This is a genomic window from Streptococcus sp. 27098_8_75 (assembly GCF_041432475.1).
In the GTDB taxonomy this organism is placed as follows: Bacteria; Bacillota; Bacilli; order Lactobacillales; family Streptococcaceae; genus Streptococcus; species Streptococcus gordonii.
Map to the genome: position 1 here is coordinate 429,195 of NZ_JAPVZR010000001.1, position 14,338 is coordinate 443,532.

General features: G+C 40.0%; 9 protein-coding genes and 1 pseudogene. 2 read left to right on the forward strand and 8 right to left on the reverse strand.

Going from position 1 to position 14,338, the window contains the following annotated elements; genetic code table 11:
• Window positions 1-266: 266 nt before the first annotated feature.
• On the forward strand, window positions 267-497 hold the full coding sequence (locus O3640_RS02005) for a DNA-dependent RNA polymerase subunit epsilon (RefSeq protein ID WP_045634421.1): 231 nt from the start codon (window positions 267-269) through the stop codon (window positions 495-497).
• Between the two features lie 3 nt (window positions 498-500).
• Window positions 501-2,183, forward strand: coding sequence for a ribonuclease J1 (rnjA, locus tag O3640_RS02010; protein ID WP_008808237.1), 1,683 nt, complete (start codon window positions 501-503; stop codon window positions 2,181-2,183).
• Here the strand turns inward: rnjA and O3640_RS02015 are convergent.
• The 8 genes and pseudogenes from O3640_RS02015 to O3640_RS02050 all read right to left on the reverse strand — a co-directional run bounded on the left by O3640_RS02015 (window position 2,161) and on the right by O3640_RS02050 (window position 14,245).
• Window positions 2,161-3,664: pseudogene (locus O3640_RS02015) on the reverse strand (IS1182 family transposase). The gene rnjA and the pseudogene O3640_RS02015 sit on opposite strands and share 23 nt — an antisense overlap.
• Before the next feature lie 207 nt (window positions 3,665-3,871).
• Window positions 3,872-5,206, reverse strand: a complete 1,335-nt coding sequence (locus tag O3640_RS02020) for an Nramp family divalent metal transporter (protein ID WP_002896638.1) — start codon at window positions 5,204-5,206, stop codon at window positions 3,872-3,874.
• A 234-nt stretch (window positions 5,207-5,440) separates the two neighbouring features.
• A complete protein-coding gene (locus O3640_RS02025; protein ID WP_048778117.1) occupies window positions 5,441-5,845 on the reverse strand; it encodes a GNAT family N-acetyltransferase in 405 nt (134 codons plus the stop codon).
• Between the two features lie 53 nt (window positions 5,846-5,898).
• Window positions 5,899-7,245, reverse strand: coding sequence for a type I glutamate--ammonia ligase (glnA, locus tag O3640_RS02030; protein WP_060553174.1), 1,347 nt, complete (start codon window positions 7,243-7,245; stop codon window positions 5,899-5,901).
• Between the two features lie 29 nt (window positions 7,246-7,274).
• Complete coding sequence (locus O3640_RS02035; RefSeq protein ID WP_008808234.1) at window positions 7,275-7,640, reverse strand: MerR family transcriptional regulator; 366 nt, start codon at window positions 7,638-7,640, stop codon at window positions 7,275-7,277.
• A gap of 288 nt (window positions 7,641-7,928) precedes the next feature.
• Entirely contained in the window at window positions 7,929-8,459 is a 531-nt protein-coding gene (locus O3640_RS02040; protein ID WP_060553175.1) for an aromatic acid exporter family protein, read from the reverse strand.
• A gap of 150 nt (window positions 8,460-8,609) precedes the next feature.
• A complete protein-coding gene (locus O3640_RS02045) occupies window positions 8,610-9,260 on the reverse strand; it encodes a CHAP domain-containing protein (protein ID WP_008808232.1) in 651 nt (216 codons plus the stop codon).
• Between the two features lie 248 nt (window positions 9,261-9,508).
• Window positions 9,509-14,245 carry an antigen I/II family LPXTG-anchored adhesin gene (locus tag O3640_RS02050; protein WP_371586552.1) on the reverse strand — a complete coding sequence of 1,579 codons (4,737 nt, stop codon included), beginning with the start codon at window positions 14,243-14,245 and terminating at the stop codon, window positions 9,509-9,511.
• Window positions 14,246-14,338: the final 93 nt, after the last annotated feature.

The following is a 14,338-nucleotide window of genomic DNA, read 5'->3' on the forward strand; positions in this document are numbered from 1 at the left end:
TCCTTACTCGATTGTCTGCCTTATATTATACTAGAAAGAGAGGGATTTTCCAACTTCTTTCCCCTTTAGGTATAAGGGAAAAATGAAAACGGCTTCCTCTTCTTTTTGGATTTCTAACTTTTACTAATAACGCATTTTATGATATAATTGTTATAATTGTAACGAACCAAGATTAATCTATTACCCAGAAAACTAAATATAAAAAGACAGCTGATAACTTGGCTGCATGTTTGTTGTAGATTAATCGTGAAATGAAAGGAAATAGAATGATTTACAAAGTTTTTTATCAAGAAACAAAAGACCGTAGCCCACGTCGTGAAAACACTCGCTCTCTTTACTTGGAAGTTGAAGCAAATAACGAACTCGAGGGACGCATTAAAGCCCGTAAACTGGTTGAAGAAAATACTGATTACAACATTGAATTTATCGAACTCTTGTCTGACAAACACTTAGAATACGAAAAAGAGTCAGGCACTTTTCAAGTAACGGAGTTTTAAACCATGTCCTATACTTTAAAACCAAAAGAAGTTGGCGTTTTTGCCATTGGTGGTCTAGGAGAAATTGGTAAAAACACCTACGGAATCGAATATCAAGACGAGATTATTATCGTTGATGCAGGTATCAAATTTCCAGAAGACGATCTTCTCGGGATTGACTATGTCATCCCCGATTACTCCTATATTGTAGAGAATATCGACCGTGTCAAAGGTGTTCTTATTACTCACGGTCACGAAGACCACATCGGTGGTATCCCATTCTTGCTTAAACAGGCTAATGTACCTATTTATGCTGGACCTCTGGCACTAGCCCTTATTCGTGGCAAATTGGAAGAGCACGGACTTTTACGCGATGCCAAACTCTACGAAATCAACCAAAACACTGAACTGAAATTTAAAAACCTTAAAGCAACTTTCTTCCGTACGACCCACTCTATCCCTGAGCCTTTAGGAATTGTGATCCATACTCCTCAAGGTAAGATTGTCTGTACTGGTGACTTTAAGTTTGACTTTACTCCAGTTGGTGAACCAGCTGACCTGCACCGTATGGCAGCTCTAGGCGAGGAAGGCGTTCTCTGCCTACTATCTGACTCGACCAATGCTGAAGTTCCTACTTTTACTAATTCTGAAAAAGTGGTTGGCCAATCAATCATGAAGATTATCGAAGGTATTCATGGACGTATCATCTTTGCCTCCTTTGCCTCAAATATCTTCCGTCTTCAACAAGCTGCAGAAGCTGCGGTAAAGGCTGGACGCAAGATTGCGGTCTTCGGTCGATCTATGGAAAAAGCGATTGTTAACGGGATTGAATTAGGCTATATCAAGGTTCCTAAAGATACCTTCATTGAGCCAAATGCTATCAAAGACTACCCTGCTAGCGAAGTCCTGATTATGTGTACCGGAAGTCAGGGTGAGCCTATGGCAGCCTTGTCACGTATTGCTAACGGCACTCACCGCCAGGTTCAGCTACAGCCTGGAGATACAGTCATCTTCTCATCTAGCCCTATCCCTGGTAATACGACCAGTGTTAACAAGCTGATCAATATTATTTCTGAGGCTGGTGTAGAAGTGATTCATGGTAAGATTAACAATATCCATACCTCTGGACACGGTGGCCAGCAAGAGCAGAAACTCATGCTCCGCTTAATCAAGCCTAAATATTTCATGCCAGTCCACGGTGAATACCGTATGCAGAAAGTTCATGCAGGTCTAGCCGTTGATACTGGAGTTCCAAAGGATAATATCTTCATCATGAGCAATGGCGATGTGCTGGCTCTGACAGCTGATTCTGCCCGCATAGCTGGTAGCTTCAATGCCCAAGATATCTATGTTGATGGAAACCGCATTGGTGAAATCGGTGCTGCAGTCCTGCGCGACCGTAAAGACCTATCTGAAGACGGTGTGGTACTTGCTGTCGCAACAGTCGACTTTGAATCACAAATGATTCTAGCAGGCCCAGATATTCTCAGCCGTGGCTTCATCTACATGCGTGAGTCTGGTGATTTGATTCGCCAAAGTCAGCGTCTTCTTTTCAATGCTATCCGCATTGCCCTCAAAAATAAAGATGCCAATATCCAGTCTGTCAATGGTGCTATCGTCAACGCCCTTCGTCCTTTCCTTTATGAAAATACTGAGCGCGAACCAATTATTATTCCGATGGTGCTTACACCAGACGAAGACAACTAAAAAATAGCTTTGCCACTTGGGCAAAGCTCAGATTGAAGACAAACATCGTTTGAGTGTTTGTCTTTTTATATCTTCAGCGCTACTATTCTCAAAATAGGCTGGAATCTTTATCAAAATAGTTTTCAGCGAAAAATAAAAAGGCTTCCCCGCCATCATTTTTACCAATTTTTTGATATTCAGGCATGCCAAAGTAAGTCCAACTTTTGCCTTCATTTTGGACTTACCTACTTCTCTCGTATAACGTAGATTGTGGTATTCTTTGGCCGTGCCAAAAAGCCGCTCCACCGTTTCTTTACGTTTCTGGTAAAGTTCCTTGCTTCCCTTTTGATGCCGAATCTCCTCACAAATCTCTAAATACTCCCTCCAAATATGGCGAGTAACGACTTTCTGTTTCTTTTTACTTTCTGTGCAACTGGATAACAGAGGACAAATTGCGCAAATCTTAGGATCACTTTTATACTCACGATAGCCATCGCGATTTGTTGTAGAGTAAGCTAACACTTGATTTTCAGGGCAAAGATAACAGTCATAGTAGTCATCATAGATAAAGTCCTTAGGGCGAAGTTTCCCTTTCTTTCCACGAGGGCGAGTATAAGGGAATACAGGTGTAATATTTTGGTCAAGGAGGAATTTTGCAATACTTGGAGTCTTGTAGCCAGAGTCGGCGATAAGGTAGTCAGATTGGAGCCTTTCCAACTGTTCAAAAAGTGCAAGAAAAGCCTGACTGTCATGCACATTGCCAGCATCGATACTATAAGCTAGTGCCCATCCATGCTTATCGCATCCTACTTGGGCATTGTAGGCGAACACTTCCTTATGCTCCCCTTGTGAAACCAACCACTTTCAGGGTCTGTAGTAGAATTCTTCTTCTTCGGTTCAGCCTCGCTTTCTTTTGCGGGCCCGAGAGACTTTTTTCAGTACTTTTTCCGATCTAAGCCAATCTCAACTTCCAGTTGCTCACTCATAAACCTAGCTTGCTTGTCTAGAACTTGATGAGTATATTTATGGTTATTGGCTGTGGCCTTGATATGAGTCCCATCAATAAAAATCTCAGTCGGGTCAATCAAACCTTGCCCCCATACAATGGATAGGACATAATGAAAAAATTCCTCGATTACTTCCTTATCTTGAAAACGACGATTGTAATTTTTGCCATAAGTGGTAAAATGAGAAACCTTATCGTTTAAACTCAAACCCAAAAACCAGCGATAGGAGGGATTGACCTCAATGTCCCTGATAGTTTGGCGCATGGAACGTATACCGTAGAAACATTGGATGAGAGGGATTTTAACTAGCATAACAGGGTCTAAACTAGGACGACCTTTATCTTCAGAATAAGTATCTGCGACTAAGTCATAGATGAAGGAAAAATTGATCACTTGCTCAACCTGACGAAGAAAATGGGCTTGCGGAACGAGTTCATCTAGCGTGTAAAAACCAACTTGATTGCGGTTGTAGTCTAGATTTTCTTTGTGAAACATAGGGAACACCTCACAACTTTTCTTACCTCTATTATACGACTTTACACAAAGAAAAGCCCTTAGAAATTTGTAGTTCTAAGGATTTTGTCTTCAATCTGAAAGAACAATTTCAACTGTTCTTTTTTTGTACTTATTTTTATGAACCAACCACTACTACTTTCTCTTTGTCAAGCTTCACGCTGACACTATGATTGATTTCAAACGAGGTTAAAAAATATCGAAAAGAAGCTTGATATTGAGAATGGTCAAGATGATTGAAACTGCGTAACCTAGGATTGTGTTCCACTTGGCATTGGTGAATTCTCCCATCAGTGACTTTTTAGAGGTTAGATAAATCAAGGGGAAAATTGAAAACGGAAGAGCAATTGACAAAAAGACCTGTGAATAGACCAATAACTGATCCAAGGTTTTTTCTTGATGCCCAAACAAAACGGCGACTATAATCACAGGTAGCAAGGCAAAAATACGTGTACCGATACGGATAAGCCACTGAGGCAATCTTAGATGTAAGAAACCTTCCATGACAATCTGTCCTGTCAAGGTACCTGTAATGGTCGAATTCTGGCCACTTGCTAAGAGGGCTAAAGCAAACAAAGTTGACAGAATTGAGCTAGCTATCGCTCCTGCTATCGTCGAATCCTGTAAAGCATTGTACATTTGGGAGAAAGCTGAAATTTCAGATGCATGACCAAAAAAGAGGGAGGCACCTAAAATGAGAAGCAAGGAATTTACAATAAAGGCTAGAGACAACTGAAGATTTGAATCCCAGGTCATAAAGCGCACTGCTTTTCGAACATCCTTCTTATCTTTGTGATTTATTTTCCTTGTCTGGGATAGAGAGGAATGAAGATAGAGATTATGGGGCATGACTGTCGCACCTACAATCCCTAGAGCCAAGGTCAATTGACTTTCATGACCTGGTAACGGTGTTTCAAATAAAGTTGAAGTTGGTAAATAACCACCAATAATCCCTTGGATACTTGGATTGGATAAGGCCACAAGATAGGTAAAGATGGCTAATATGGTTAAAATAAGGGTCGTAACAATAGCTTCAATTTTTTTGAAACCAAATTTCATCAATAAAAGTAATAAAAATACATCTAAAACGGTTAGAAGGATAGCAATCATAATCGGTATTTTAAACAAAAGATTTAAGGCAATCGCTGAACCTAGAACCTCAGCCAAGTCTGTCGCCATTAAAGCCAATTCTAAAATCACCCACAAACTATAGCGAAGCCACTTGGGAGCATGATGAGCTGTTGCCTGCGCTAGGTCCATCCTAGTCACGATACCGAGCTTTCCAGCCATCTGTTGTAACTGCATAGCAATGATGGATGAAATCAAAATAACAAATAAAAGACTGTACTTGTAGGAGGCACCACCAACCACGCTGGTGATCCAGTTTCCTGGATCCATGTAGCCAACTGCCACAAGTGCACCAGGTCCTAAGAATGCTTTTAGATTTTGCCAAAAATGATTGTTATTTGGAGTCTCAATAGATTGATTGATCTCAGAAAGAGAGACTTTTTCATAAGAGGACATAGGGATTTCCCACTTTCTAATCTGTCTTTACATATTTCTTAATATAATATTTTTTGAAAGAATGATGAAAATAGTTTACCTATTTCCAATTCACCCTTATTATATCACATTTTGTAATGATTCCTAAGAAAAGAAATGATAGTTGAAATAGGCAATATCAGTATTGTAAAAGCCAGCGTTTTTTGTAAACTTTAATGGTGTTTGGCAATTGACTTCCATCTATTTGAAACAAGCTCAGCCTAATCTCTTAATAAAATGATATTTGGTAATGCCCTTTTGTGGGACATCTGCTAGACTAGCGTAGATTTCATAACCTTGTTTGAGGTAAAAATCCTTGGCCTGATAGGATTTGGTGGATAAAGTAATACTAGTTGCTCCTGCTTCTGCAGCCTTTTCTTCTAATTCTGACAATAGAGATGCTCCCAAGCCTTTTTTCTGGTACGCTTTATCCACCACCAAAGCCTTGATATGAATATTTTCTAATACCTGCTGGCCATGGAGCAAGGCAATTAATCGACCATCCTCCTCCCGCGTCAGATAATAATCTCTGGGCTCTAGTTTTTCAAGCATGTCTGGACCAAAGCAGACTTCATATTGCTCATCAAAAACCCGCTTAATAAAATCATCAAATTTTTCCATCTTTCTCCTCCTCCACGAAAAAGCAGGGGACTTTCAGGCCACCTGCTCTATCATTAGTATAGATCTAAATAGTTATCAATTTCCCATTGCGAAACAAAAGTTGCGTAGCTAGCCCACTCGATACGCTTAGCCTCTACAAAGCTAGTATAGATGTGGTTGCCGAGGGCATCCTTAACGACTTCATCCTCAGTTAGAGCCTTGATAGCATTGTGTAGAGTTGAAGGAAGGTCTGTAATGCCAGCTTCCTTTCGTTCTTCTGCTGACATAACATAAATATTCTCTTCAACAGGAGCTGGTGCCTGAATCTTATTTTCAATTCCGTGAAGACCAACTTCAAGAAGAACAGCCATAGCAATATAAGGGTTCGCCATAGGGTCTACAGAACGCAATTCCAAGCGAGTTCCCATGCCGCGAGATGCTGGCACACGAACCAAAGGAGATCGATTTTGCCCTGCCCAAGCAATATAAACTGGTGCTTCGTAGCCAGGAACCAAACGCTTATAAGAGTTGACGGTTGGATTCATAATAGCTGTATAGTTGTAGGCGTGTTTGATCAAGCCACCCAAGAAATAGTAGGCTGTATCCGACAATTGCATACCTCTTGGATCCTCAGGATCAAAAAAGGCATTTGTCCCATCCTGATTAAAGAGAGACATATTACAGTGCATACCTGAACCAGCAATACCAAACTTAGGCTTAGCCATAAAAGTAGCATACAAGCCATGCTTACGAGCTATAGTCTTGACGACTAGTTTAAAGAGCTGGATTTTATCACATGCACGTAGGACTTCATCATATTTAAAATCAATTTCGTGCTGACCAACAGCTACTTCATGGTGACTAGCCTCAACTTCAAATCCCATACTTGTCAAAATATTGACAATCTCTCGGCGAGTATTATCAGCTAAGTCTGTCGGAGCTAAATCAAAATAACCTCCTTTATCATTCACCTCTAAAGTAGGATCTCCATTTTCATCCAACTTAAAGAGGAAGAATTCTGGCTCTGGTCCAAGATTAAAGGATTTAAAGCCCAGCTCCTCCATGTGCTTGAGGGCGCGTTTTAAGTTGCTACGCGGATCTCCCTGGAAAGGAAGACCTTCTGTCGTATAGACATCACAAATTAATCCTGCAACGCTACCATTTTCATCTCCCCAAGGGAAAACAGTCCAAGTGTCCAAATCTGGATATAGATACATATCCGATTCGTTAATCCGAACAAAACCTTCAATAGAAGAACCGTCAAACATAGCTTTGTTAGATAATACTTTGTCTAACTGTTCATCTGTTGCAGGGATTTCCACATTTTTCATTGTTCCCAAAATATCTGAAAACATAAGACGGATAAAGGTAACATTTTTTTCTTTAACTTCGCGCTTGATATCAGCAACTGTAATAGGCATGGTGATCTCCTTATGGAATAAAACAATAGTTATGGTCGTTTTAATTGACCAAATGTCGGCACAGAGGATGCAAATCTACTCTGTTGCACAATGTCGTTGTGTAGTGCACGTCGAACGTCTTTTGCGCTCACTGGTTTTTTGGCCATTGCTTCACGTTCAGCATACTTACGCTTGATTGCAGCAATATTATAACCTTCAGAAATATAGTCTTTTATTTCCAGCAAGCGATCCATGTCATTTAGGGAATACATGCGACGATTCCCTTCTGTTCGCTCAGGTGTAATCAGCTGCTGATCCTCATAATAGCGAATCTGCCGAGCCGTTAAGTCTGTCAATTTCATAACGCTGCCGATTGGGAAAACTGCCAAATTGCGTCGCAGTTCTTTTTCTTTCATTACATCCTCCTTTCGTAAGAGATGAGAACTCCAAAAACTAATAGGAAAACAAGCTATCAAACCGGCTTTAGTACGACCATATGATAGCAGAAACAATTACTTTTCTTTTCAGATAAAAAGGATTGCTAATCATTCTTTCTAAGTTTTTAGTACGGATCCAATTCCTTACTTGTATGGCAAGTATCAGCAAATGAAACAAAAACTTCACTCTCCACTAGCCAAGATTACCACTATTATATTCCTAAAGATTTATCCTGTCAAGAAGGAATGTTACTTTTTCTGACATATTCATTTGCTTTTCTCTTTTCTAAAAAAAGAACGCAGGCGATTAATGTCATAATTTACTAACATGGCAACGAATACACCAAGAAATGTCTCAAAAATCCGGGCAAATACGTAAACAATCGTATCCCCTTCAGAAACCGACAGTGTAATAATCAAGAGAGCTGATACACCACCAATTACCCCTGCTTTATTGTTCATGGCAACATTGGTCATAATTGTTAGCATAGTACAAATCGGAACAAAAAGCAAGGTGACCCAGAGCTGGTCTTGAAAGATCTTATTGATGAGGAAAAAAATCAAGGCATAGAAGCCACCGATGCTATTTCCTAAGATACGAGAAGTACCAAAATGCACGCTCTTGTCAAAATCTTCTCGCAGGCTAAAAACTGCTGTCAAAGCGCCAATCTGCAGACCACCCCAGCCAAATAGACTAAACATCAAGAGAATGATAAAAACCGCCAACCCTGTCTTAAAAGTCCGCATTCCTAATTTGAATTTCGATTTATCAAACTTGTACTTGCTAAAATAGTTCATTCCTGATCCTCTTTCAAATCAAATTACTTTCATTCTAACATATTTTCCAACAAAAAGCCTTCTTGTTTGCAACGACCTCTCATTCTCATCTTCTACATCCTATCTTGAAAAATAAAAAGATCTAGAGCACGCTCTAAATCTTCAATCAAATTAGTTTGGATAGATATACGTTACATTTCCCAAAAATTCATTGGGGTTAAAATAACCGCGATAATTATCAATTTGCTTTTGACGATTGTAATTAGCTTCTAGCACTTGGATTGTACCGTCGCTCTGAACGTCTGTAACATAAGCAACGTGACCATACTCTCCTCCGTCCCAAACAGCGATTGCGCCTACTGTCGGAACTGTACCAGTAACATAACCTTGATTGCTGGCATTGATAGCCCAAGTATTGGCATTCCCCCACCAGTTGCTTGCCCAAGGAGCTAATTCCTTAACGCCCCAAGTACATTGTCCGATTGGATAAGAGTTACCATAGTCAGTCGGGGTATTTAAAACAACATCATCTACATCAGATACCAAATCCGCATTACTGCTCACACCATAACCTGAATTTGCATAAGTAGAAGTAGCGCCGTCCACTTCCAAAACATCACCTGGGTTGATTGTATCAAAAATAGATTTGCCATTTTTCGCAGCTAGATCATAAGGGCTCATTCCGTGAGCACTAGCAATTCCAAAGAAAGAATCACCTTGTTGTACAACATAAGAATCTGCATGTGCAACTTGAAGACCAGCTATAGCTGAAAGAGCTGTAGAAGCAACCACAAGAGCTGTTTTAATAAATATTTTTTTCATAAAATGATTTTCTCCGCAAAATTTGATGTTAGCATAATCATACCTTATTTAGATGTCAGTTATCTTATCCCAATATTTTGAAATGATTACAAATTCTATATATTTCTGATACATAAATTATATAGAAAAGTAAAAAAGAAATAAGGCCGGAACACTGGGTTCCAGCCTTAAAATCTATAGAGTCCTAAATTACCAACTCAGAATAGCTGACAGAAACAGCAAAGATGAAATAAGTTCAAGCTATTTGATTAATCTTCTTTGCGCTTTGCTAGACCTAATCCTAAGAAACCAACAAGGGCAGCCAAGCCTAAGTAAGGCATATAAGTCGCATCATTTGTTCCTGTTTTTGGAAGTGTAGTTAATTCTTTACCAACAGAAACAGGAATTGGTGCTGAAGGATCTTCAACTTTTGGACTAGGAACTTTTGGTTCTTTTGGTGTCTCAGGTTTGTCAGGATCCTTTGGTTTTGGCGTTGGAATTGGTGTCGGTTTGTCTGGTGTTCTTGGTATTGGAGTTGTTGTACGTACTGTGTTAGATGCATAAGCAACCTTATTAACAGTATTTACATAAGTATTTTCAAATGTTCCAATAGCAATTCTGCGCATTTGAAGGTAGGTTTCAGCTTGGAATGGCGAATCCAAACTAATCTTTTGTAAGAAATCTTCCTTGAAACGAACAGTTACAATACCATTTGTAGCATCTGTTTCAGCAGTTGTTTGAGATGTTAGATCTGTACCTGCTTTAATCACTGAACCATCTTTCATTGTCAAGTTCAGAGAGCTGAATGTCTTGTAATTACCAGTATACTGATCACCAGCTTGGTCATAATCATCCACAAAGCTGTAGTCTTCCAATTCCTCAGAGTGATTTTGTGGAATGAGGCCACCAATCAGACGATAGTTAAATGTTTGATACAATTGAATTGTTTGGCCATCCAGATTTTCACTAGTTGGATCTAGGCTCACTGTTACGTCTTTTTTCGGTGTGATTTTCGGTACATTGTTAACCACTACTTCTGTAGCATAGCCATTTCCGAAATCAATTTGATAAGCCTTGTTTTCATACTTACCACCTGTCTTACCAAATTCAGACTTAACAGTCATCGGATCTGTAATGACTAATGATGTTCCAGTTGCTACATATTGCTTGTAAAATTCTTCTGGATTATCAGCAGAGAAGAGTTGGAAAGCACCCTTAACAGTAATGTTAGCTTTCTTCAACAAGTCTTGAACTTTCTTAGGAGCAGCTTCTAGACTGTCATATTTTTGAACGCTGACACCTGATACTTGATTTCCTTTTTCATCTGCAACCTTAACCAAATCAGGGCGAACATCTAAAGCTTCCTCTGGATAATCATCTACGTAGTAGAAGCCGTTTTGGATTGCTTCCTTAGAAGATTTATCGCCTTTATATTGATCCAAATCCCATGTTAATTCGTAGTAGTTGGTTGAACCAGCTAAAACTTCTTTTCCATCGATATTAAGACCTTCTTTATTCTTATTTACTTTCGTTGGCTTAATATAGTTGTTATTTGGATTATCAGGATCATTTGGTTTACCAGGAGTCGTTACACGAACAACATTTGACTTAATACCATAAGCATCATTGACTGTCAAAGTGAAGTTATTCGTATAAGTTGCCCCATCGTTCAAGACTCGACCAACAACCGTTGGATGAAGAGTCTCAACAGGTTTAGTTAAATCAGCATTGTAGCTTGCCAATGTCTCATCAGTCGCCTTAAAGGTTACAGTATGACTGGCTTCATCATAAGTTGTATCAAAGCCTGTACTTGCAGCCTTAGTTGCATCCAAGTCAAACTTATAGCCAGTTGGAAGCGGATCTACCAATACAAATGAAGTAGTTTTTGGACGTCCAGCTGTCAACGCTTCAGTTTTCAATTCAAACTTAACAATTGACTGTTTAGCAACCAATGTCCGGTCAATATCTACACCATCCTCATTCTTGATTTCTTTATTAATCTGAGGCTGAGCTAATAAACTGCTATAGTGGAAATGTACTGTCGGTACAACTGGTGGAGTCGGTAACTGCTTAGGAGTTGGTGCTAGCGGTGGAGTTGGCAATGGATCATATGTTGGCTCTTCTGGTTTTGATGGCTCTGGTTGATCTGGAGTCTTAACTGGCGGAGTTGGCTCATTTTCATATGTTGGTGCTACTGGCGCTGGCTCCAATGGCTTCTCTGTCTCATATGTTGGCTCTTCCGGTTTTGACGGTTCCGGTTGATCTGGAGTCTTAACCGGTGGAGTTGGCTCATTTTCATATGTTGGTGCTACTGGTGCTGGCTCCAATGGCTTCTCTGTCTCATATGTTGGCTCTTCCGGTTTTGACGGCTCCGGTTGGTCTGGAGTCTTAACTGGTGGAGTTGGCTCATTTTCATATGTCGGTGCTACCGGTGCTGGCTCCAATGGTTTTTCCACTTCATAAGTAGGAGCTTGTGGTTCAGTTGGCGCTACTGGTGGAGTTGGTTTTTCCTTGGTAACCCTAGGCACATTGACCGCACGAATCTTACCGTTTAGTGAATACCAAATATTTGGTCTTTTAGCTTCCGTATTATCTTTTCCAGAAACAACTGGCATTTGAGATTCAGGCATTACTAGAGTAGCAGAGATAGCCCCTACTGTTACGCTATTGTTTGGACCAGACATACGGATGGCACCAGCTCCATACCAAGAGTTAGGTGCATCAGAACTGTCCCAACCTGATCCTTCTTCGCCGCCCCGTTTATACATAGTCCAGCGGGCACCACCCTGATCTTTCCTAAAATTGAGAGTATCAGTTGCGTAAATCTTGCCATCTTTTTCTCCAATAGAAGAACCTGAAATCTTAACGAAAGTTCCAGTATAGTCTTTAGCCATCTCAATGGAGTTATGTTCTCGGTTGAGGGAAGCAACAGATAGAAGAGCATTGTCAAAATCAATCGGTTTCCCATCTTCATCATAGAAGGTAAATTCATTTTTAATAAAAATGGACGTGTTCTTTTCAGGTACACCATTATAAGCAGAGGCAAAGACACCTAGAGTTGGATCGGTAAAGATACCTAACCAAGCCTTGTCAACATTTTTGAATTTTGAATCGGAATCAAGTGTATACTTGAAGACGACCTTAGAAATCTTTTTACCATTATAGTAAGATTTTTCAAGATTTGTATAGGTAGCTGTCACGCTTTGACCGCGTTCCAAGAGGACAGATGCAAATTTTACCACTGTGTCATTGCCGACAGTGGTTGTCCAACCAGCCTTATCCCCGAAATTGCCGTAAAGTTCCATGGAAGAAGTCACATCATCGGCTTGTTGAAGGTAACTAACATTAAGGTTATCAGGCTGAAGAATCTTTTTAGAATATTGAGCTGTATCATGACTAAAGGCCTCATCAACTGCAGAAGCTTTCAGCATTTTTCCATTAGTTGTCAATGATAACTGTGCATTTGGCTCTGAATCATACACTAAGCTTTGAGCAGACGGCTCTGACAAGTTACCATCTTCGTTTTTATGATTTTCAAGTTCTGCAAGGGCAGCTTTAATTTTGGCCTGTTCATCTTCATAAGCCTTCAACTTAGCCGGATACTCAGCCAACTCTTTCTTATATTTGGCAAGATCAGCTTCATATTTAGCTAATTTGGCTTCATAGTCAGTTTTAGCTGCGGCATTCCGTTGCTTGATTTCTTCGTTTTCAGCTTGGAGCGCTGCATTTTTTGCCTTATTGTCTTCAACGGCCTTCTCATATGCTGCTTTAGCATCAGCATTTGCCTTTTGAACACGAGCCAATTCCGTCTGATATTCGGCTAGCTTAGCTTGATAGTCTGCTTCATTGGTAGCATTCGCTTGCTTAACTGCCGCCAAATCTGCTTCATATTGCTTCAATGCTGCTTCATAAGTCGCTTTAGCCGTCTCATTACGTCGCTTAATGGCTTCATTTTCAGCTTGAATGGCTGTATTTTTAGCTGTGTTTTCTTCAACTGCCTTTTCATAGGCTGCTTTAGCATCAGCATTTGCCTTTTGAACACGAGCCAGCTCTGCTTGGTAAGCTGCTAATTTGGCTTGGTAATCAGCATCATTATCTTCCTTAGCTTTTTGAACAGCTGCAAGATCTGCTTCATACTGCTTCATCGCTGCGTTATAGTTTGCTTTGGCAGTTTCATTACGTTGCTTAATAGCTTCATTTTCAGCTTGGAGTGCAGCATTTTTAGCAGTATTTTCCTTTACTGCTTTTTCATAAGCTTCTTTAGCTTCAGCATTCGCTTTTTGAACACGAGCCAATTCTGCTTGGTAAGCTGAAAGCTTATTTTGATAATCAAGCTGACTGTCTTCATTAGCTTTTTGAACAGCGGCTAAATCTTTTTGATATTGAGCTAGCTTCGCTTCATATTCTGCCTTTGCTGTCGCATTAGCAGTGTTGATTTTTTCAACTTCAGCTTGATGAGCTTTCAAATCTTCTTGATACTTATCTTCAGCAGCTTTGTTTTCAGCATTGATTTTATCTGTTTCAGCCTGATGAGCCTCTACTTCTTTTTTATAAGCTTCCGTTGTTTTCTTTATTTCTTCAGCTTGTTTAGCGTAGTCACTCTTGATTTCAGCTTGCTTTTGCGCATTTTCTGCGGCAGTTGTGGCTGTCCCTTTATCGCTTGTTTGATCTTGTACAACATTGACACCTGCTGCTTTGGCATCCGTCACTGCTTTATTTAAATCATCAGCAGATACTTCTACCGGAAGAGCACCATCTTTAGAACCGGCCTGTGCTTGACTTTGGCTTGCCGCTTCAGTCGCTTCTCCCTGTGCTTCAGGCAGATTAGTAGCTGGATTCCCAGTTGTAGTGACTGCTACATTCGCTGTACTATTTGTTTCTGTAACTTCATCAGCCAAAACCTGCTGATCTGCAATAGTAATCAAAGCCGCCCCTAAGACAGCTCCACATAAAGTCTTAGCGACTTTACTTTTACGAAAACCAAAAACTTCTTTTCTTTTGTTCATTTAAACCCTTTCCTTTAGCATAATTAGTTTTATACATCAGTTTATAATAGCAGTTTTACAGACTGTATGCAACTATTTTATCTACTTTTTTTC

Bases quoted from the DNA above. Each gene is read 5' to 3' on its own strand.
- O3640_RS02005 (WP_045634421.1), top strand. From the start codon at position 267: ATGATTTACAAAGTTTTTTATCAAGAAACAAAAGACCGTAGCCCACGT.
- rnjA (WP_008808237.1), top strand. From the start codon at position 501: ATGTCCTATACTTTAAAACCAAAAGAAGTTGGCGTTTTTGCCATTGGT.
- O3640_RS02020 (WP_002896638.1), bottom strand. From the start codon at position 5,206: ATGTCCTCTTATGAAAAAGTCTCTCTTTCTGAGATCAATCAATCTATT.
- O3640_RS02025 (WP_048778117.1), bottom strand. From the start codon at position 5,845: ATGGAAAAATTTGATGATTTTATTAAGCGGGTTTTTGATGAGCAATAT.
- glnA (WP_060553174.1), bottom strand. From the start codon at position 7,245: ATGCCTATTACAGTTGCTGATATCAAGCGCGAAGTTAAAGAAAAAAAT.
- O3640_RS02035 (WP_008808234.1), bottom strand. From the start codon at position 7,640: ATGAAAGAAAAAGAACTGCGACGCAATTTGGCAGTTTTCCCAATCGGC.
- O3640_RS02040 (WP_060553175.1), bottom strand. From the start codon at position 8,459: ATGAACTATTTTAGCAAGTACAAGTTTGATAAATCGAAATTCAAATTA.
- O3640_RS02045 (WP_008808232.1), bottom strand. From the start codon at position 9,260: ATGAAAAAAATATTTATTAAAACAGCTCTTGTGGTTGCTTCTACAGCT.
- O3640_RS02050 (WP_371586552.1), bottom strand. From the start codon at position 14,245: ATGAACAAAAGAAAAGAAGTTTTTGGTTTTCGTAAAAGTAAAGTCGCT.